16 protein-coding genes are annotated in these 20,627 nt (G+C 75.7%); 9 read left to right on the plus strand and 7 right to left on the minus strand.

All coding sequences use genetic code 11. The annotated features are described in order from the left end of the window. Positions 1 to 122 precede the first annotated feature (122 nt). On the plus strand, positions 123 to 491 hold the full coding sequence (locus AB1207_RS12110; protein WP_367638589.1) for a hypothetical protein: 369 nt from the start codon (positions 123 to 125) through the stop codon (positions 489 to 491). Positions 492 to 503: 12 nt separating this feature from the next. On the opposite strand, the gene AB1207_RS12115 is transcribed toward AB1207_RS12110, so the two are convergent. The 7 genes from AB1207_RS12115 to AB1207_RS12145 all read right to left on the minus strand — a co-directional run bounded on the left by AB1207_RS12115 (position 504) and on the right by AB1207_RS12145 (position 9,708). After that, complete coding sequence (locus tag AB1207_RS12115) at positions 504 to 2,300, minus strand: ABC transporter ATP-binding protein (RefSeq protein ID WP_367638637.1); 1,797 nt, start codon at positions 2,298 to 2,300, stop codon at positions 504 to 506. 17 nt (positions 2,301 to 2,317) lie between these two features. Next, the gene (locus AB1207_RS12120; RefSeq protein ID WP_367638590.1) at positions 2,318 to 4,042 is read right to left on the minus strand and encodes an ABC transporter ATP-binding protein; all 1,725 of its coding nucleotides are present in this window, start codon (positions 4,040 to 4,042) and stop codon (positions 2,318 to 2,320) included. Positions 4,043 to 4,547: 505 nt separating this feature from the next. After that, entirely contained in the window at positions 4,548 to 5,849 is a 1,302-nt protein-coding gene (locus AB1207_RS12125) for a DUF58 domain-containing protein (protein WP_367638591.1), read from the minus strand. A 1-nt stretch (position 5,850) separates the two neighbouring features. Then, on the minus strand, positions 5,851 to 6,828 hold the full coding sequence (locus AB1207_RS12130) for an AAA family ATPase (protein WP_367638592.1): 978 nt from the start codon (positions 6,826 to 6,828) through the stop codon (positions 5,851 to 5,853). Beyond that, positions 6,825 to 8,111: a DUF4350 domain-containing protein gene (locus AB1207_RS12135; RefSeq protein WP_367638593.1), complete on the minus strand. Its 1,287-nt coding sequence runs from the start codon at positions 8,109 to 8,111 to the stop codon at positions 6,825 to 6,827. The genes AB1207_RS12130 and AB1207_RS12135 overlap by 4 nt, the downstream gene beginning before the upstream one ends. Continuing rightward, positions 8,108 to 8,776 (minus strand): DUF4129 domain-containing protein, encoded by a 669-nt coding sequence (locus AB1207_RS12140; RefSeq protein WP_367638594.1) that lies wholly within the window; start codon positions 8,774 to 8,776, stop codon positions 8,108 to 8,110. Before AB1207_RS12140 ends, AB1207_RS12135 begins: the two co-directional genes overlap by 4 nt. Beyond that, positions 8,773 to 9,708, minus strand: a complete 936-nt coding sequence (locus AB1207_RS12145; RefSeq protein WP_367638595.1) for a hypothetical protein — start codon at positions 9,706 to 9,708, stop codon at positions 8,773 to 8,775. Before AB1207_RS12145 ends, AB1207_RS12140 begins: the two co-directional genes overlap by 4 nt. A gap of 328 nt (positions 9,709 to 10,036) precedes the next feature. On the opposite strand from AB1207_RS12145, the gene mtrA reads away from it, so the two are divergent. From mtrA to AB1207_RS12185, 8 genes are all read left to right on the plus strand, one after another. After that, on the plus strand, positions 10,037 to 10,714 hold the full coding sequence (mtrA, locus tag AB1207_RS12150; RefSeq protein WP_367638596.1) for an MtrAB system response regulator MtrA: 678 nt from the start codon (positions 10,037 to 10,039) through the stop codon (positions 10,712 to 10,714). A gap of 31 nt (positions 10,715 to 10,745) precedes the next feature. After that, the gene (gene mtrB, locus AB1207_RS12155; RefSeq protein ID WP_367638597.1) at positions 10,746 to 12,347 is read left to right on the plus strand and encodes an MtrAB system histidine kinase MtrB; all 1,602 of its coding nucleotides are present in this window, start codon (positions 10,746 to 10,748) and stop codon (positions 12,345 to 12,347) included. Then, positions 12,344 to 14,074: an LpqB family beta-propeller domain-containing protein gene (locus AB1207_RS12160; RefSeq protein WP_367638599.1), complete on the plus strand. Its 1,731-nt coding sequence runs from the start codon at positions 12,344 to 12,346 to the stop codon at positions 14,072 to 14,074. The genes mtrB and AB1207_RS12160 overlap by 4 nt, the downstream gene beginning before the upstream one ends. Positions 14,075 to 14,137: 63 nt before the next feature. Beyond that, positions 14,138 to 14,815: a ComF family protein gene (locus AB1207_RS12165; RefSeq protein WP_367638600.1), complete on the plus strand. Its 678-nt coding sequence runs from the start codon at positions 14,138 to 14,140 to the stop codon at positions 14,813 to 14,815. 285 nt (positions 14,816 to 15,100) lie between these two features. Continuing rightward, a complete protein-coding gene (gene hpf, locus AB1207_RS12170; RefSeq protein ID WP_367638601.1) occupies positions 15,101 to 15,877 on the plus strand; it encodes a ribosome hibernation-promoting factor, HPF/YfiA family in 777 nt (258 codons plus the stop codon). Between the two features lie 62 nt (positions 15,878 to 15,939). After that, entirely contained in the window at positions 15,940 to 16,680 is a 741-nt protein-coding gene (locus tag AB1207_RS12175; RefSeq protein WP_437178921.1) for a response regulator, read from the plus strand. Then, positions 16,677 to 17,936: a winged helix-turn-helix domain-containing protein gene (locus AB1207_RS12180; RefSeq protein ID WP_367638602.1), complete on the plus strand. Its 1,260-nt coding sequence runs from the start codon at positions 16,677 to 16,679 to the stop codon at positions 17,934 to 17,936. Before AB1207_RS12175 ends, AB1207_RS12180 begins: the two co-directional genes overlap by 4 nt. A gap of 52 nt (positions 17,937 to 17,988) precedes the next feature. Continuing rightward, positions 17,989 to 20,565 (plus strand): putative bifunctional diguanylate cyclase/phosphodiesterase, encoded by a 2,577-nt coding sequence (locus tag AB1207_RS12185; RefSeq protein ID WP_367638603.1) that lies wholly within the window; start codon positions 17,989 to 17,991, stop codon positions 20,563 to 20,565. Positions 20,566 to 20,627: the final 62 nt, after the last annotated feature.

Below are 20,627 nucleotides of genomic sequence, written 5' to 3' on the forward strand. Positions count from 1 at the left end.
CACTCGTCCGGGGGCAGTAACCGCACAGTGGTCGCTTGCTCACGCAGCGTCGCGGAGCCGACGGTGGAGGTGTCGGGGGAGGACCCCGGCCCCACACACCGCATCTCTCCAGGAGGACCCCCGTGGCCACCGTCGACGAAACCCTCAAGGGCGCGCTCGAGATCGAAGGCGCCATCGCGGCCGCCCTCGTCGACTACGAGTCGGGCATGTGCCTCGGTTCCGCCGGCGGCGGCACCCTCGACCTCGAGGTCGCCGCCGCCGGGAACACCGACGTCGTGCGCGCCGAGCTGCGCACCCTGCAGCGCCTCGGTCTGGACGACGTCCCGGAGGACATCCTCGCCACCCTGGGCACCCAGTTCCACCTGATCCGCCTGCTGCAGAGCCGGAACGGGCAGGGGCTGTTCCTCTACCTCGTCCTGGACCGCGGCCGCGCGAACCTGGCCATGGCCCGACGGCTGCTCACCGTCCTGGAGCGCGGCATCGAGCTCTGAGCCGGGCGCGGCTCACTCGACCTCGGCGGCGGCCCCGGCGAACTGCGCGTCGTGCAGGCGTGCGTACGCCCCGCCGGCCGCGACGAGGTCGGCGTGCCGGCCCTGCTCGACGACCCGCCCGGCCTCCATCACGAGGATGAGGTCGGCGTCGCGGATCGTGGACAGCCGGTGGGCGATGACCAGGCTCGTCCGGTCCTGGCGCAGCGCGGCCATCGCCTGCTGCACGACGCGCTCGGTGCGGGTGTCGACCGAACTCGTCGCCTCGTCCAGCACGAGGACCTGCGGCCGGGCCAGGTGGGCCCGCGCTATCGTCACGAGCTGCTTCTCCCCGGCGCTGATCCGGCCCGCGTCGTCGTCCACGACCGTGTCGTAGCCCTCGGGCAGGGCGGCGACCACGGTGTCCACCGACGCCGCGGCGGCCGCCTCGTGGACCTCCGCCTCGCTCGCCTCGGGACGGGCGTAGGCGATGTTCTCCGCGATGGTCCCGGCGAACAGCCACGTGTCCTGCAGGACGATCGCCGCCCGGGCCCGCAGGTCGCGGCGCGACATCGTGGCCACGTCCACGCCGTCGAGCAGGATGCGCCCGGAGCCGACCTCGTAGAACCGCAGGAGGAGGTTCACCAGCGTCGTCTTGCCGGCCCCGGTCGGGCCGACGATCGCGACCGTGTGGCCGGGTTCGGCCGTGAACGACAGGTCCTCGATGAGCGGGGCGTCGGGGGAGTAGCTGAACGAGACGTGCTGGAACTCGATGCGTCCCGGACCCGAGGGTTTCGGGCCGTCCACGGGGTCCGGCGTCATCTCCGGGGCGTCCAGCACGTCGAAGACGCGTTCGGCGGACGCGACGCCGGACTGCAGGAGGTTCGCCATCGACCCCAGCTGGGCGAGCGGCTGGGTGAACTGCCGGGAGTACTGCACGAACGCCTGCACGCCGCCGATGGTGATGGAACCGCTCGTCACCATCGTCGCGCCGACGACGGCGATCGCGACGTAGACGAGGTTCCCGATGAGGGTCGTCGACGGCATGATGGTCCCGGACAGGAACTGCGCCCCCGAGCTCGCCGCGTACAGTTCCGCGTTCTTCTGCGCGAACCGGGTGCGCACCTCCTCGCGCCGGCCGAACGCCGTCACGATGTCGTGGCCCGTGAACGCCTCCTCGATCTGCGCGTTCAGCTGCCCGGTCTGCATCCACTGCCGGGCGAACAACGGCTGCGAGCGCTTGGCGATGAGCACGACCACGACCAGCGTCAGCGGCACCGCGACGAGCGCGAGCAGCGCCAGTCGCGCGTTGATCGTGAACATCATGACGACGACGCCGACCACCGTCAGCGCCGAGACGAGGGCCTGCGACACCGTCTGCTGCAGGCTCTGGGAGATGTTGTCGATGTCGTTCGTGACGCGCGAGAGGAGTTCCCCGCGCGGGGTGGAGTCGACGTGCGAGAGCGGCAGCCGGTGCAGCTTCGCCTCGACGTCGGCCCGCAGCCGGAACACCGTGCGCTGCACGATCCGGTTGAGCAGGAGACCCTGCAGGAACGACCCGATCGCCGACAGGACGCACACGAGGACGACCCAGCCGATGGTCCGGGTCAGTTCCGCCCGGTCCAGCGCCTGCCCGCCGAACGCGGCCGCCACGACGACGTCGGTCGCGTTCCCCAGCAGCCGGGGCACGAGGACGGTGAGCACGACGCTCGCCACCGCCAGCACGAGCACGACGGCCAGCCGCGCCGCGTCCGGGCCCATCCGCAGCAGCAGGCGCTTCGCCGACGGCCCGAACGTCGCGGCCTTCTGCCCCGGCGCGCCCGCCATCCGCATCGGGCCCCCGCGGCCGCTCACGCCGCCACCTCGAGCTGGCTCGCGACGATCTCCTCGTAGGTCGGGCAGGTCTCGAGCAGTTCGGCGTGCGTGCCGCGGCCCACCACCTTCCCGCCGTCGAGGACGACGATCTCGTCGGCGCTCACGATCGTCGAGACCCGTTGCGCCACCACGAGGACCGCGGCCCCCGGCAGGTCGCGCGCCAGGGCCTCGCGCAACCGCGCGTCCGTCGCCGTGTCGAGGGCGGAGAACGCGTCGTCGAAGACGACGACGTCGGGCCGCTGGACGAGCAGGCGGGCGATCGACAGCCGCTGCCGCTGCCCACCGGAGACGTTCGTCCCGCCCTGGGAGATCGGCGCGTCGAGTCCCTCGGGCCGCTCGGCGACGAAGTCCTCGGCCTGCGCCGTGCGCAACGCGGCCCACAGGTCCTCGTCGGTCGCCTCGGGCCGGCCGAACCGCAGGTTGCTCGCCACGGTCCCGGCGAACAGGTACGGACGCTGCGGGACCAGGCCGACCCGGCGGCGCAGTTCGGCGTCGGGCACCTCCCGCACGTCGACCCCGCCGACGGTGACGCTCCCGGCGCTGACGTCGGCCAGCCGCGTCGCGAGGTTCACGAGCGTCGTCTTGCCCGAGCCGGTGGAACCGATGACGGCCGTCGTGCGGCCCGGCTCGACGTCGAAGCTCACGCGGTCCAGGACGGGCCGGTCGGCACCGGGGTAGCTGAAGGACACCTCGTGGAACTCCACCCGCGACGACCCGGCCGGAACCGTCGGCGCCTGCGGGTCGTGGACGCTGGGCGCGGTCTGCAGGACCTCGCCGATGCGGCCCGCGGACACCGCGGCGCGCGGCCCCATGACGGCCAGGAACGTCGTCATCATGACGCCCATGAGGATCTGCACGAGGTAGGACAGGAAGGCGATGAGGGACCCGATCTGCAGTTCCCCGGCCTCAACCCGTCCGGCGCCGAACCACACGACGGCGGCGCTGGCCAGGTTCATGACGAGCATGACGAACGGGAACACCAGGGAGAACAACCGGCCCGCGCGGACCGCGACGTCCGTCAGGTCGGCGTTGGCGCGTTCGAACCGCCCGACCTCGGCGTCCTCGCGCACGAACCCGCGGATCACGCGCAACCCCGTCAGCTGCTCGCGCAGCACCCGGTTCACGGCGTCGAGCCGCTGCTGGAGCTGACCGAACAGCGGCCCGAGGCGGACCATGACCACGGCCATGACGGCCACCAGCACGGGCACGGCGACGACGACCAGCCAGCTCAGCCAGACGTCCTCGCGCAACGCCATGACCACGCCGCCGATGCACAGCAGCGGGGCCGAGATGATCATGGTGCACGTCATGAGGACGAGCATCTGCACCTGCTGGACGTCGTTGGTCCCGCGGGTGATGAGGGAGGGGGCGCCGAACCGCCCGACCTCCGCCTTCGACAGCGACAGCACGTGGTCGAAGACCGCACCGCGCAGGTCCCGCCCCAGGCTCATCGCCGCGCGCGCCCCGCACCAGACGGCGGTGATCGTCGCGACGACCTGCAGGGCCGTGACGGCGAGCATGAGACCGCCCGTGCGCCAGATGTAGGCGGTGTCGCCCGTGGCCACGCCCCGGTCGATGATGTCGGCGTTCAGCCGGGGCAGGTACAACGAGGCCGTCGTCTGCAGCACCTGCAGCACGACGACCGCGACCAGCAGCCTGCGGTGGGGCCGCAGGTGTTCTCGCAGGAGGGTGAACAGCACGGTCAGCAGGTCTAGCACCCGCCGCCGTGGGGGACATCAGACTTTCGTGTCCCGGGCGAACCGGGGGGCCTGTGCCACGCCTGGTCCCGCGTCGCGTCCGCGCCCGTGGTGCACCCACGGGGACACCATCGGTGCACCGACGTGGAGCGAGGCGTGGGTGCCCCGATCCGGAGGCCCCGACGACATCGGGGGGACACCCACGGGTGTTCCCACGCCCGGTCCGACGTGGGTGCACCCGTGGGACCGGCTCGGCGGTCGTGGGGACGACGCCGGGGCCGTTCCCACGCCCGGTCCGACGCCCGTCCCCACGCTCGCGGTGCACCCACGGGTGCACCGACGTGGAGTGAGACATGGGTGTCCCGATCCGGTCGTCCTGGCGACGTCGGGGGGACACCCACGGGTGTTCCCACGCCCAGTCCGACGTGGGTGCACCCGTGGGACCGGCCCGGCCCTCAGGCCCGGCCCCGGCCCTCAGGCCCGGCCGGCCCTCAGGCCCGGCCGCGCCTCAGAGCCGCCCGGCCGCCTTCAGCGCCAGGTACCGGTCCGCCAGCGCGGGCGCGAGCTCGTCCGGCCCGGCGTGCACGACCTCGACCCCGAGCCGCGTCAGCAGCCGCGCCGTCCGGTCGCGCGTGGCCGTGGCGGTCTCGGCGGCCGCGGCGGTGTAGACGGCCTCGGCGTCGGACCGGCCGTGCGCGAGGGCGCGCAGGGCGGGGTCGTCGACGGCGGCGAGCACGACGGTGTGCCGGGTCGCAAGCTGCTCCAGCACGCCGAGCAGGCCGGAGTCCAGGACGGAGGAGTCCAGCGCGGTGAGCAGCACCACGAGCGAGCGCTGCCGGACGGTGGTGCGGACCTCCGTCGCGACCGCGTCCCAGTCGGCCTCCACGAGCGAGGGTTCGAGCGGCGCGAGCGCCTCCACCAGCGAGGGCAGCAGGTCACCGCGGGAGCCGCCCCGCACGCGCGCCCGCACCCGCCGGTCGTGGGCGACGAGGTCCACGCGGTCGCCGGCGCGGGCGGCGAGGGCGGCCGTCAGCAGGGCCGCCTCGATCTGCGCGTCGAGGCGGGCGGTGGGGTGCTCGCCGTCCAGGCGTGCCGCGGACGTGCGGGAGGTGTCGACGACGAGCAGGACGCGACGGTCGCGCTCGGGCCGCCAGGTCCGCACGACGACGGCCTGCCGGCGGGCGCTGGCCCGCCAGTCGATCGAGCGGACGTCGTCGCCGTCGACGTAGTCGCGCAGGGAGTCGAACTCGGTGCCCTGACCGCGGTGCTGCACGGCGCTGCGTCCGTCGAGCTCGCGCAGGCGCGCCAGCCGCGACGGCAGGTGCCGGCGGGACGTGAAGGGCGGCAGGACGCGCAACCGGCCGGGCACGGGCGCCGACCGCTGCCGGGCCCCCAGCCCGAGGGGCCCGCGCGAGCGCACGGTCACCCGGTCGGCGAGGCGGTCGCCGCGGCGGGTGGGGACGAGCTCGACGGTGACGCGCGTGCGCTCGCCCGGCGGCAGGTCGAGGGCGTGCCGGGTGCCCCGCGCACCGGCCGAGGGGACCCACGCGTCGCGCAGGACCCCGCGCAGCCGCTGGGTGCCGGTGTTCTGGACGGTCAGCTCCGTCGTGCGGGGTTCCCCGAGCCGCACGGCCGGCAACGGGGCCCGCACGACCCGCAGCCGGGCCGGCGACGGGGCCAGGACGACGTCGAGACCGACGAGCACGACGCAGACGGCCGTCCACACGCCGACCGCGGCCCACCCGGGCCAGGCGACGACGAGGACCAGGCCGGCCAGGGCCAGCCAGACGGCGCGTCCGGTGAGCGCCACGTCAGCGCGGGACCGGGACGGAGCCGAGGACGGAGTCCAGCACCGCGTCGACGCTGACCCCGTCGAGCTCGGCCTCGGGCCGCAGCTGCACGCGGTGGCGCAGCGTCGGCCGCGCCAGCGACTTCACGTCGTCGGGGGAGACGTAGTCGCGCCCCGACAGCCACGCCCACGCCCGCGCGGTCGCCAGCAGCGACGTCGCGCCGCGGGGGGACACGCCCAGGGCCAGCGAGGGGGAGTTCCGCGTGGCCCGGCACACGTCGACGACGTAGCCGAGGACCTCCCGCGAGCACTGCACGCGGCGCACGGCGTCGGCGGCGATGGCCAGCTGCTCCGGGGTCGCGACGGCCCGCACCCCGGCCGCCGCGAGGTCGCGCGGGTCGAACCCCGTGGCGTGGCGGGCCAGCACCTCGACCTCGTCCTCGCGCGGCGGCAGCGGCAGCGTCAGCTTGAGCAGGAACCGGTCGAGCTGCGCCTCCGGCAACGGGTAGGTGCCCTCGTACTCGACGGGGTTCTGGGTGGCGGCGACGATGAACGGGTCCGGCAGCCGGCGCGGTTCGCCCTCGACGGAGACCTGCTTCTCCTCCATGGCCTCCAGCAGCGAGGCCTGCGTCTTCGGCGGGGTCCGGTTGATCTCGTCGGCGAGCAGGATGTTCGTGAACACCGGGCCCTCGCGGAAGGAGAACCGGGAGCTCTGGGCGTCGTAGACGAGCGAGCCCGTCACGTCGCCCGGCATGAGGTCGGGGGTGAACTGCACGCGCTTGGTGTCGAGCGCGAGGGAGGCCGACAGGCTGCGCACGAGCAACGTCTTCGCCACGCCCGGAACGCCTTCCAGGAGCACGTGCCCGCGGCACAGGACGGCGATGACGAGGCCGGTGACGGCGGCGTCCTGGCCGACGACGGCCTTGGCCACCTCCTGCCGGACGGCGCGCAGGGCCTGCCGCGCGTCCTCGACGGCCTCGCTCGAGGGGGTTTCGCTCACGGGGTGTCCTCCGGTCGGGGGGTGCGGGACGGGTGCGTCGGGCGGGCCTGGGCCGGCCCGGTCGTGGCGGGGTTCGCCGTGGGGTTCGCCGTGGGGTTCGAGGCGGGCGTCGTGGCGGGCGTCGTGGCGGGCGTCGTGGCCCCGGCCCGGACGTCCCGTTCGAGGGCGTCGAGGTCGAGGGCGAGCCGGACGAGGGCGGGGTCGTCGTGGGGGTCGGCCCCGGCGAGCAGTTCGCGGACGGCGGGCGCCGGGCGGCCCGTCACCCACGCCACCTGCTCGGCGACGTCGGGGACCCCGGCCTGCGGGTCCAGCCCCGTCCAGGCGCGCAGGCGGCGCAGCGTCGCCTCCCGCAGCGCCTGCGCGGCGCGGTCGGCGGCCCGGGCACTGGCGTAGAGGCGGCCGTGGCCCTCGACGGTCTCGGCGGCGCGGACCAGGACCGGCAGCGGTTCGCTGACGAGACGGCCCAGGCGGCGGCCCCGCCACAGCAGCAGCACGACCCCGGCGAGCCCGACGACCCCGACCGACGGCCACAGCCACGGCGGCACGAGCGCCGACAGCGGGACGGTGGGGGAGTCGGTGTCGCCCGGGTCCGGCAGGTACCAGACGAGGTCGCGGTGCGCGCCGAGCGTCCACAGCCCGAGCGCCGCGTTGCCGTCCTGCGCGGCCCAGCGGTTCGTCAGCAGCGACGGCTGCCCGACGACCGTCAGCGTCCCCGGGCCGTCGCGCAGCGAGCCGCGCACGTAGGACCCGCCGTAGCAGGACGTCGCGCCGTCGGAGGCGGCGTAGGTGCGGCCCCCGGCGCGGGCCGGGCCGGCGGCGCGCGCGGCGGGCACGTCGCAGCCGGGGTCGCGCACGGCGGTCGACGCCTCGCCCGCGGGGGTGACGGCGCCGGTCAGCGCCTCCAGGGTCCGTTCGTCCGGGCGCAGCAGGACGAGGTCGGCGCCCGTGGCCGCCAGGCGGCTCCAGCGCTGCGCCGAGAGCAGGTCCGGCTGCGTGACGAGCAGCGTGACGTCTTGCGCCGCAGCCCCTTCCACGCCGCGGGTGGCCGCGTCTAAACTGCGCGCCTGCTCCACCCTCACGCCCTGGTCGGCCAGGACGCGCGCCAGGGCCCGCCCCCCGGCCGGGTTGGCCGACTCGGGGGTGAACGCGGCCTCCTCCGTGCGGGGGGTCAGCAGCGTGACGAGGACCGCGGTGGCGAGCAGCACGAGGACGAGGAGCGCTCCGCCCCGGTACCGGCGCGCCAGGCCCGACAGGCCGCCCGTGCGGGCGGGGGCAGCGCTCACGCGGGCTGTCCGGTGGCGGCGTCGAGCACGACGGGACGGGCCGCGCCCACCTGCCGCACGACCTCGCGCAGGTCGTCGTCGGTCCCCGCCGTGGCGGGCCGGCCGCCGTAGCGGACGTCCTCGAAGGTGCGGGCGGCCCGGTGCAGCGCGTCCGCGCAGTCGGGCAGCCAGGCGCCCGCCTCGGCGGCGATCTCGGCGGCAGTGCGGCCGGGTCGGACGTCGAGCAGCGCCCGTTCCTCGAGTGCGCGGACGAGCCCGCGGAACCGTTCGGCCACGGCGAGGGCGTGGTCCCCGGCGGCGGCCGCGGCGTCGGCGCGCGCGAAGTGGGCCGACGCCGGTTCCGGGGCGGTGTCGAAGACGGGGCCCTGCGGGGACTGCCTCGCGCTGCGGCGCAACGGTCCTCCGACCAGCAGGACGACGGAGACCAGGGCGAGGAGCAGCACGACGACGACCACGACGGACGTCCAGCCCGTGCCCAGCCCGGGCACCGACACCTGCTGCAGCCGGTCCCACAGCCACGACCAGGCGCGCGCGAGCCACGACCCCTGGGACTGCCGGTACTCCGGACCGGCGAGCTCCTGCGCCAGCCAGCCGCGCGCGGTGGTGCGGTCCGGCTGCACGGGCACGGCCGCGACGACGGCCGGGGTGGACCCCGCGAGCGTCACCGCTGCGCGGCCCGGTGCAGCTCGACGTCCAGCCCCTCGCGGCGCATCCGCAGGTCCACGTAGAGCAGCGCGGTCACCGACGCCAGGAACGGGTAGGCCACGATGCTGCCGACCATCGACCCCAGCGTCGTGACCGACTGCTGCACCACGACGGCACCGGTGTCCGACGGGTTCCCGGCCGCGGCCGAGACCACCCCGCCGACGATGCTGAAGGGGAAGCCCACCGCGGCGACGACGGCGTACACGACGGCCGCGGTGAGGAGCTGGATGCCGAACAGGCGCCAGAACGAGCGGCGGGTCAGCCGGAAGGACCGGCTCAGCGACGGCCCGATCCCCAGGCCCTCCAGCAGCATCGCGGGGGTCGCCATCGACCACTTGATCCACAGGAACGCCGCGCCCACGGCCCAGACCAGCGCCCCGAGCACGACGGCCGCGACGCCGAGGCCGATGCCCGACCCGGAGTCGGAGAAGACCAGCAGCAGGATCCCCGGCGCCAGCGCGACCACGCCGATGACGAACGAGGCCAGCGACACCACGACCGACAACCCGACGAGCGGCAGGAGCCGCGGCCGGCACAGCCGCCACAGCTCGCCGAAGCCGATGGTGTCGCCCAGGACGGCGCGGCTCACGCTCGTGATGAGCATCCCGTTGAGCACCTGCACCGCGACGAGCTGGAGCACCACGCTGAGGCCGATGAGCGGCAGCGACTGCTGCATCACCGAGACCACCTCGTCGACGCCGACGTCGGCGGGCGCCGCCTGCAGCCGTTCGATGAGGCCGAGGGTGTCCCGGGTGGTGACGACGGAGGCCGCGAGGTTCACCAGCGACGTCGCGACGACGACGATGGCCGACAGCCCCACCATGACCTTGGGGTTCTGCCGGAACGCCCGGAACGCGCCGTCCCAGATCTCCCCGAGGCCCAGCGGTCGCAACGGGACGATCCCGGGCCGCGGGGCGGGCGGGCGGAACGGGCCCGGCGTTCCGACGGGACCTCCCCAGCCGGCCGGACCCCCTGGTGCCTGGGGACCTGGGGCCGCACCCCACCCGCTCACGGGGGCGGGCGGGACCGCACCCTCCTGACGGCCGCCCGGACGCTGCTCACCCGCTGCGCCGCCGCCGTCGTCAGGCCGCTGCCACTGCTCGTCCCCCATGCCTCGACATCGTGCCAGAGGGGTACCGCGCCGCCGGGGCACCCGGGCGTGGAGGTCGCCCGGCGTGGTGATCACCCCGCGGACGCGCTGCGCGAGGCAGGATGAGCCCATGAGGGGACGCGTGCTCGTGGTGGACGACGACACCGCGCTCGCCGAGATGCTCGGGATCGTGCTGCAGGGCGAGGGCCTCGAGACGCGTTTCTGCGCCGACGGCGACGAGGCGCTGGCGGCGTTCCGCGCGGCGCGGCCGGACGTCGTGCTGCTGGACCTGATGCTGCCCGGCACCGACGGCATGGAGGTCTGCCGGCAGATCCGCGCCGAGTCCGGGGTGCCGATCGTCATGCTGACGGCCAAGAGCGACACGGTCGACGTCGTGCTGGGCCTGGAGGCGGGCGCCGACGACTACGTCGTCAAACCCTTCAAGCCCAAGGAACTCGTGGCCCGCGTCCGGGCCCGGCTGCGGTCGGCCGGGGAACGCCCGCCCGAGACGCTGCGCATCGGCGACCTCACCATCGACGTCGCCGGCCACTCGGTGCGCCGCGACGGCCGGTCGCTGCCGCTCACGCCGCTGGAGTTCGAGCTCCTCGTGACCCTCGCGCGCAAACCCTGGCAGGCCTTCACCCGCGAACTGCTGCTGGAGCAGGTCTGGGGCTACCGCCACGCGGCCGACACCCGCCTCGTCAACGTCCACGTCCAGCGATTGCGCTCGAAGATCGAACGCGATCCCGAGCACCCCGAGATCGTCGTGACCGTGCGCGGGGTGGGGTACCGCGCCGGACCGCTGTGACGACGCGGCCGACGCGGCAGGGGACGTGACGGTGGGACGGTTGCTGGCCCGCTGGCGGGCCTCGCTGCAGCTGCGCGTCGTCGTCCTCACGACGATGCTCGGGCTCGCGGTCGTCGTCGGTGTCGGGTCGTTCCTCCTCGACGGGATCGCCGACGGCCTCGTCGCGGAACGGCAGAAGGTGGCGCTCGCGGACGCCGCGCGGAGCGCGCAGACGGCGCAGCAGCAGTTCGACGCGGCCACCACGACGAGTTCGGCCGAGGTCGAGCAGCTCGCCGGGGACGTCGTCTCGGCCCTGGAGGGCGCCGGCCCGGACCGCGTCCGCGGGGTCGTCCTGCTGCGGGCGACGGGTGCGCCCGACACCGCCGCGAGCGGTCAGGTCGTCGTCCGCGACGTCGCCTCCGAGGGGCTGAACGCCTCCGACATCCCGATGGCGCTGCGCCGCGCCGTCGTCGCCTCGGACGTGCAGCAGCTGCAGATCGTCGACCTCCCCGACGCCTCCGGCGCCCCCAGCCTCGTCGTGGGCTCCACCGTCACGCTGCCGCGGGCCGGGGAGTACGAGCTGTACTTCGTCTACTCCCTGGCGAGCGAGGAGCAGACGGTCTCCCTCGTGCGCACCACGTTCGTCGGCGGCGGCATCGCGCTGGTCCTGCTCGTGGGGGCGGTCGCCTGGGTCGTCACGCGCACGGTCGTCGAACCCGTCCGGGAGGCGGCCGGGACCGCCGAACGCCTCACCGGTGGGCACCTCGACGAGCGGATGCGCGTGCGCGGCACCGACGACCTCGCCCGGCTGGCCCGGGCGTTCAACGAGATGGCCGCCGGCATGCAGCAGCACATCGAGCAGCTCGAGGAACTCTCGCGCCTGCAACGGCGCTTCGTCTCCGACGTCAGCCACGAACTGCGGACCCCGCTCACGACGATCCGGATGGCGGGGGAGGTCCTGCACGACGCGCGCGAGGGTTTCGACCCCGCCTCGGCGCGGTCGGCCGAACTCCTGCTGACCCAGCTCGAACGGTTCGACACCCTGCTGTCGGACCTGTTGGAGATCTCCCGGTTCGACGCCGGAGCCGCTGCGCTGGAACCGGATCCGCAGGACGTCCGGGTCGTGGTGCACCGCGTCGTGGAGTTCACCGCCACGCTCGCCGACCGCCGGGGTTCGCACGTCTCCGTCGCCGAACCCTCCGGTCCCTGCACGGCCGAGGTCGACGCCCGCCGCATCGAACGCGTCCTGCGCAACCTCGTCGGCAACGCCATCGAGCACGGCGAGGCGCGGCCCATCGAGATCACCGTCGCAGCCGACGAGCACGCCGTCGCCGTCGGGGTGCGCGACCACGGGGTCGGGTTGCAGCCCCAGCAGCTGCCCCGCGTCTTCGACCGGTTCTGGCGCGCCGACCCCGCCCGCGCGCGCACGACGGGCGGCAGCGGCCTGGGCCTGGCGATCGCGCTGGAGGACACGCGGTTGCACGGCGGCTGGCTGGAGGTGTGGGGCCGGCCCGGCCAGGGGTGCCACTTCGTCCTGACCGTCCCGCGCGTCGCGGGCCGCTCGCTGCGTTCCTCCCCGCTGCCCGTCGTGCCCCTGGGCTGGCGCGAACCCGTCGCGGCCCTGCCCGCCGGTCCCCGGCGAGAGACGCCGTGAAGCGCCGCACCGCGCTGGGGCTCGCGGGGCTGCTGGCGCTCGCGGGGTGCGGCGGGGTGCCGCGGTCCAGCGCCGTCGTCAGCGGGTCCCGCATCGAGGCCGACCCCCGGGTCGGTCTGCTGCAGGTCATCCCGGACGGCCCGACCCCCGGGGCCGGGCCCGTCGACGTCGTCCGGGGTTTCCTGCGGGCCGCGGTCGCCGCCGACGACGACCACGCCGTCGCGCGCGAGTTCCTCACGGCCTCGGCCGCGCAGTCCTGGCGCGCCGACGCCGCGACGACGGTCGTCGCGAGCGGCCCGGACCTGTCCCTCGTCTCCCAGGACCCGGACGAGGCGGTCGTCTCGATCACGTCGACGGCGACCGCGGTCGTCGACGCCGCGGGGCACTACGTCGAGCAGCCCCCGGGAGCGACCTCGACGCGGCCGGTGCGGCTCGTGCGCGGTGGGAGCGGGTCCGGGTCCGAGGGTGAGTGGCGCCTGGCCGAGCCGGGAGACGGGATCGTGCTGACGGCGCTGGACGCCTCGCGCACGCTGCGCTCGTTCCCGGTGTTCTTCGTGACGGCCGGCCCGACACCGCAGCTGCTGGCCGACGTGCGGTGGTTCGGGTACGACTCCTCGGTCGCGACCCGCATCGTGCGCGCCCTGCTCGACGGTCCCTCGGAGTGGCTGGCCCCGGCGGTCGTCTCGGGCGCGCCGCGCGGAACGTCCCTGCGCGTGGGCACCGTCCCGGTGGCGGCGGGGACGGCGACCGTCGACCTGTCCGACCGGGCGCTGGACGCAGGCCCCGCGCAGCGGGCGGTCCTGCTGGCGCAGCTGCGGGCCAGCCTGACGGGACTGCCCGAGGTCTCCGACGTCCGCGTGACCGTGGACGGGGCCGAGCTGACGCGCAGCGGGGCGGCGGGTGCGGACCTGCCGCGCTCGGCCGTCCCCGTCGACGCCCGCCTGGTCCTGCTCGGGCCGCAGGGGCTGTCCCGCTGGGACCGCTCCGGGCTGGTCCCCGTGGCCGGGACGGGGCCCGGGCTCGAGGCCGCCGGCGGGGCCGGGCACCCCGCGGCCGGACCGGACGGGTCGACGTACGCCGTGCTCACCGACGACAGCCGCGTCGCGCGGGTGCAGACGGTCGGCGGCCCGCTGCAGGCCGCGGTGACCGGCCGCGGACAGCTCGTGCCGCCCTCCGTCGACCGCTTCGGGTGGGTGTGGACCGCGCCGACCGCGGCCGGCCAGGCCCCCCTCGCCGTGCCCACCGCCGCCCCCGGCACGCCCGCGCAGACCGTGCAGACGCCCGCCGACGGCCTCGGCGGAGCCCTGGTGCGGTTGCGGGTGGCCCGGGACGGAGCCCGCCTGCTCGTCGTCGTCCGCGACACGGCCGGCGTGACGCACGTCCGCGTCCACGGCGTCGTGCGCGACGGCGAGGGGAAGCCGCTGCGCCTGGGCGCCGGATCGGCGGACCTGGCCCCCGGCGCCGGCGACGTCCTGGACGCCGGGTGGCTCGCCGACGACGGCGTCGCGGTGCTCGTGCGCGACGGGACGGGCCGGACGGCGCCCGTCGTCGCCCGGGTGTCGGGACCGAGCACGCGCCTGCCCGACGTCCCCGGGGCCGTCTCGCTGGCCGGCGGCTGGTCCGACCGCGACGTCGTCGTCGGGACGGCCGACGGGAAGCTGCTGTCCCGCAGCGGTGCCGACTGGATCGCGGTCGCGGACGGTCGGGACCCGGCCTACCCGGGGTGAGGACCGGGCGCCGCCTGTGGACGGCGCCCACCGCCCCCGTCCGTCCGCGCGCACGCTGTCCCCGTGCCCCGTCCCGCCCAGCGCGCCGTCCTCGCCCACGTCACCGCTCTCGCGGACCTCGAGGACCTCGCGGACCTCGTGTGGCCCGCCCACTGCGCCGGTTGTGCTCGCCCCGGCCCGGTCTGCTGCGGTCCCTGCGCCCGGGCCGTGCGCACGGGAGTCCTCACCGAGCTGCCCGACGGCACCCCCGTGCGCGGGTGCGCACGGCACGACGGCCCGGCCCGCCAGCTGCTGCTGGCCGTCAAGGAACGCCACCGGGCGCAGGCCCGACCGGTCCTGGCCGACGCCCTCGCCGCCCAGCTGCGCGAGCTCGTGCCCACCGGTCCGGTCCGGCTCGTGCCGGTGCCCACCCGGCGGGCCAGCCGCCGTTCCCGCGGGGGTGACCTGGTCGCCGACCTCGCCGCGCGCACGGCCCGTCGCCTCCGGGCCGGCGGCCGCGACGCCGGGGTCGACCGGTGCCTGCACCTGGTGCGGGCGGTGCGCGACCAGACAGACCTCGACGCCGCCGGACGGCGCGCCAACGTCCACGGCGCGTTCGCCCTGCGCGGGGGACCGCCCACCGGCCCGTGCGTCGTCCTCGACGACGTCGTCACGACGACGGCGACCGCCGGCGAGGCCGTCCGGGCGCTCCGCGCGGGCGGCGCCCGGGTGGACGGCGTGCTGACGGTGACGGTCGCGTGAGTGGACGGCGGGAGGACGGCGCGTGACGGGTGCCGGACGGGTGGCCGGCGCGTCCCGCCTGGGCAGGCGGGGCGTCGGGGGTCTAGCGTTGGCGCATGGCGGCCAGCGACGGTGTCCCAGGGGGTGTCGCCCCCGTGGACGTCACGGGTGCAGACCCCCGGTCCCGTCCCTGCCCGCCTGCTCACCGCGCCCTCCCCCCGGGGGTGGTCCGCGGCACGAGGTGACGGTCCGAGGCGGGCCGGCCCCACGTGCCGGTGCCGCCAGCTCGAACGAGGGAGGCATCCCGTGGAAGTTGTGGTCACCGGACGGCACACCGACGTCAAGGAGAGGTTCCGGCGGCACGTCGAGGACAAGCTGGAGGCGAAGGTCAGCCAGTTCGCGCCCCGCGCCCAGCGCATCGACGTCGAGGTTTCCCACGAGAACAACCGTCGGCAGGCGAGCAACTGCGAACGGGTGGAGATCACCGTCCGCGACAAGGGACCGGTCGTGCGCGCCGAGGCCTGCGCCGACGATCCGTACGCGGCGCTCGACCTCGCCACCACCAAGCTCCTCGAACGGTTGCGGCGCGCCCGCGACCGCCGCAAGGTGCACCACGGCCGGCACCGGCCCACCTCCGTCCACGAGGCCACGGCCGGCCTGTCCGACGAGGTGCTGACGGGGTCCTTCGACCCCGGCCGCCCGCTGGCCGAGCAGGTCGGCGGCGACGCGGCACCCACCCCCGCGGTCATGGCCGGTTCGACCCCGCCCACGGCCGACGCGCCGGAGGCCGCCCTGCAGGACGCCTCACCCGTCGTCATCCGCGAGAAGCGGCACGACGCGGTCCCGATGACGCTGGACCAGGCCCTCTACGAGATGGAGCTCGTCGGGCACGACTTCTACCTGTTCGTCGACGCCGCCAGCGGGTCGCCGAGCGTGGTGTACCGGCGCCGCGGCTGGGACTACGGCGTCATCCACCTCGACGTCCAGCAGGCGCCGCAGGACGGCTCCGCGGAAGGGGCAGCGAACGGGAGGGCCGCGTCCGACGCGGCGCTGACGGCCGTCGTCGCGGCGGCCATGCGCTGACCCACGGGATTCCGTGACCGGGCGCCACTCCCTGTACCGGGGGGTGGCGCCCGGTGCCGTCCGTGCCAAGATCGTCGTCCCGGGAGCGGACCGCCCGCGTCCGGTCCAGCGCGAACAGGGGAGGGGGCGCCGTGAGCGAGGCGATCCGGATCGTCGTCGTGGACGACCACTCGCTGTTCCGCCGGGGACTGCAGATGGTCCTGTCCGTCGAGGACGACCTCGACGTCGTCGGCGAGGCCTCCGACGGGGCCGAGGCGGTCGAGCGGGTCGAGGAGCTGCTGCCCGACGTCGTCCTCATGGACGTGTGGATGCCGCGCCGCTCCGGGATCGACGCCTGCGCCCAGATCAAGGCGGTCGCACCGTCGACGAAGATCCTCATGCTGACCTCCTCGGAGGAGGAGGACGACCTCTTCGGCGCCGTCCGGGCCGGGGCCAACGGCTACCTGCTCAAGGACGTGCCGGCCGAGGAGGTCGCCGACGCCGTGCGCTCGGTCATGACGGGCCAGTCGCTCATCACGCCCAAGATGGCCGGCCTCCTGCTCGGGGAGTTCAACGCCATGCGTCGCCGCGACGAGGAGCGCAACCTCGGTCTGCCCGGCGCGCCGCGGCTGTCCCCGCGCGAGCTGGAGGTCCTGCGGCTGCTGGCCCGCGGTCTGCCCAACCGCGAGATCGCCGGGCAGCTCGGCATCAGCGAGAACACGGTGAAGAACCACGTCCGCAACCTCCTCGAGAAGCTGCAGCTGCACTCGCGCATGGAGGCCGTCGTCTACGCCGTGCGCGAGAAGATCGTCGAACTGTCGTGACGGGGGCGGCCGGACCGCGCGCCGTCGAGGAGATCTCGGCCCGGCAGGCCCGCCGCGCGGTGCTCGCGGCCTCCGGGTTCAGCCGGCGCCGGCCCGCGACCGTGACGGCCGCCCACGTCGGCCGGGTCGTCGACCGCCTCGGCGTCGTGCAGATCGACAGCGTCAACGTGCTGTGCCGCAGCCACTACCTCCCCTTCTTCAGCCGGTTGGGCCCGTACCCGACCGAGCTCGTCGACCGCGCCGCCCACCGGGCCCCGCGCCGGCTCGTGGAGTACTGGGCGCACGAGGCGTCCTACGTGGCCCCCGCGACCCACCGGTTGCTGCGCTGGCGGATGGACCGCGCCGCCTCCGACGCCTGGGGCAGCGTGCGCAGCATCGCCCACGAGCGCCCGGACCTGCTCGAGGCCGTCGAGGAGCACCTCGCCACCCACGGTCCGTCGACGGCCCGGCAGCTGGAGGCGGCGCTCAGCTCGGGCGCGGCCCGCCCCACCGACCACTGGGGCTGGAACTGGTCGGACGTCAAACGGGCCTGCGAGCACCTCTTCTTCGCGGGCCGGCTCTCCGCCGCGGGTCGCACCCCGCAGTTCGAGCGCCGCTACGACCTCGCCGGGCGCGTCCTGCCGCCGGCGGTGCGCGACGCGCCCGACCCCGCCCCGGCCGACGCCGTCCGCGAGCTCGTGGCGATCGCCGCCCGCGCGAACGGCGTCGCGACCGAGCCCACCCTGCGCGACCACTTCCGCCTCGCACCCGGCCCGTCCCGGCAGGCCGTCGCCGAACTCGTCGAGGAGGGCCGGCTCGAACCCGTCCGCGTGCGCGGCTGGGCCGCGCACCGCCCCGCCTACCGCTGGGTCGGCGCCGTCGCCCCCCGGGTCGACGCCCGCGCCCTGCTCACGCCCTTCGACCCCCTCGTCTGGCACCGGCCGCGCACCGAGGAGGTCTTCGGCGTCAGCGTGCGGCTGGAGTTCTACGTCCCGCGCGAGCAGCGGGTCCACGGCTACTACGTCCTGCCCTTCCTGCTGGGGGAGGACCTGGTCGCCCGGGTCGACCTCAAGGCCGACCGCCGCGCGGGCGTCCTGCGCGTCGAGGGCGCCCACGCCGAGCCGACGGCCCCACCGCGGACCGCCGACGAGCTGGCCGACGAGCTGCGCGACCTGGCCCGCTGGCAGGGGCTGGACGACGTGGTCGTCGCCGGGCGCGGGGACCTGGCCGGGACCCTGAGCCGGGCGCTGGGTGGCGGGCGGTCCACGAACGGGTGAGTGCGGCCCCGGGAACCTCAACATCACCGCGCGTCCCGCCGACACACGGGAGGTGGACCTCGCTGCTCTCCCCGCCGACCAGGTCGAGCACGCCGCCGGGCTGCTCGAGCACGTGCTCGCGGAGCTGTCGGCCGGGACCAGCGAGCGCGACGTCCTGAGCCGGGCGGCCGGTCTGGTGGCCGACCTCGTCGACGCCGACGTCGTCGCCGTCTGCGAGGGCCCCCACGTCCACGGCGGGGTGGGGCTGGGGCAGCGGTTCCTGCCCGAGCGCGGGCTCGCCCGCGTCGTGCGCGACGGCGGCGGCGCCTTCGCCGTCCCCGGCCTCGGCCGCGTGCGCACGAGCGTCGTGGAGGTCCCCGGCCTGTCCGGCGTCCACCTCGTCGTCGGGCGCTCGGACGAGCAGCGCGACCCCGACGAGGGTCTCGCCGCCGTCCGGCTCGTCGGGCGCGTCCTCGGTCTCGTCGTCCTGGGCCGGCACGGCCGCGAGCGCGAGCGCTGGCACCGCCAGCAGGGTGCCCAGGGCGCCGCCGAGCGCACGAAGCTGCAGCAGGCCCTGCGCCAGCGCGAGCAGGTGCTCACGACGTCCGTCCGCTTCCAGCGCGCCGTCTCCAGCCGCCGGCCCCTGCCGGAGCTGCTCGTCCAGATCGCCGCCAGCTCCTCCGAGCTCATGGACGGCCGTGCCGTCACCCTCGTCCTGGCCGACCCGCGCTCGCAGATGCAGATGCGCGTCGTCGCCGCCGTCGGCGACCCCGTCCTGGACCCCGCGCTGGCGCTCGCCGCCGCGAACGCCCTCGGCGGCTTCGGCGTCGCCGTCGGCGACGAGGAGGTGCCCGCGGCCGCCGCCGTCCACATCAACGGCCGCAGCGTCGGCGCCCTCGTCCTGGACACCCGCGACAGCGGTCCGCTGGACCCCGTCGGCGCGACCGTGCTCCGGGCCTTCGCCGAGCACGCGAGCATGGCCCTCAGCCACGCCGACACCGTGCGCGCCGTCGAGGCCGCGTCCTCGGACTCCCTGACGAGCCTGCCGAACCGGGCGACGCTGCTGCGCCAGCTCGAGGTCGCGCTGCGCGTCACCGACTCCGACGGTCTCGGGACGGCCGTGCTGTTCGTGGACCTCAACGGCTTCAAGCAGGTCAACGACTCCCTCGGGCACGCCGCCGGCGACGAGGTGTTGTCCCGCGTGGCCCGGCGCCTGCGGCGCTGCCTGCGGGGGGACGACGTCGCCGCCCGCCTCGGCGGGGACGAGTTCGCGCTCCTCGTGCGCGACGTCGACCCCGGCCGCGCCGCCCAGCGCATCGCGACCCGCGTGCAGACCGACGTGGCGATGCCGCTGGAGACGCACGGCACGACGGTGCGCGTCGGGGCCAGCATCGGCATCGCCATCGCCGAGGACGGCGTCGGCGCCGCCGAGCTCCTGCGCCGCGCCGACAGCGCCATGTACATGGCCAAGGCCGAGTCGCACGCGGCCGGTCCGGCCGTCGCGGCCGGCACGGTCCCCGGGGGCGTGGTCGTCTTCGAGGCCGACATGCACGACGCCGACCGCCTGCGCCGCCAGCTCGAGCACGACCTGCTGCGCGCGGTGCAGGAGGACGAGTTCGAGCTCGCCTACCAGCCCATCGTCCGGCTCGCCGACGGTGCCGTCGTCGGCGCCGAGGCCCTCCTGCGCTGGCGGCACCGGACCCGCGGTGTCCTCGAACCGGGCGCCTTCCTCGCCGGGGCGGAGCGCTCGCCGGCCGTCGAGGAGCTCTGGCGCTGGGTGCTGCGCACGGCCTGCACGCAGGCCGCCGCGTGGCGGGAGCAGGTGCCGGACCTGTCCGTCACCGTCAACCTGTCCGCCGCGCACGTCATGACGCGCGGTGCGGCCGACGACGTCCGCGCCGCGCTCACGGCCGCCGGCCTGGACCCCACCGCGCTCGTCCTCGACGTGCCCGCGGGCCTCCTCGCGGAGGACCCCGACATGCTCAACGCACGGCTGAAGAAGCTGCGGGCGACGGGGGCGCGGATCCTGCTCGACGACTTCGCCACCCTCGACCCCGGTCAGGGGGGCGTCCTGGCGGGTCACTCACTCGCGCCGCTGCGCCAGCTGCCCGTCGACGGCGTGAAGCTCGACCGCACGCTCATCGCCGAGATCGACGGTCCCGACGGCGTCGACGCGCTCGCCGCCGTGCGGACGCTGTGCGAACTCGGCGCCGCCCTCGACCTCGGTGTCGTCGCCGAGGGCGTGGAGCGCACCGAGCAGGCGGTGCTGCTCACCGAGGCCGGCTGCTCGGTCGCCCAGGGCATCCTGCTCGGGGCGCCCCGCTCGGTCGTCGAGCTCGGGTCGGAGCTGACGGCCGACGAGCTCGGCCCGGTCGAGCCGACGGCCGCCGTCCCGGCCCTGGCCGACCTCGTCGAGTTCACCGACGAGGCGGCGGGGGAGGCCCGGGAGGAGGGCACGGACGAGGGCCCGCTGGACGCGGCCGCCCTCTTCGCCCGGGAGTTCGGCCCGGCCCCCGTGCCCCGCGACGGCGCGCTGGCGATCCCGCTCGCCCCCTCGCCCCCGGCGGGCCGGGGACCCGCGCCCGTGCCCGTCCCGATCAGCGGCGTGCGGCCCACCGACGTGCGGAGGATGCTGGACCAGTCGCGCTGAGCCACCTCTGCTGTCCCAGGGTCACCGTGAGGTCCCCGTCACCCCGCGTTGCGCCGCTAGAG

Source organism: Kineococcus endophyticus, from assembly GCF_040796495.1.
Classification (GTDB): domain Bacteria; phylum Actinomycetota; class Actinomycetes; order Actinomycetales; family Kineococcaceae; genus Kineococcus; species Kineococcus endophyticus.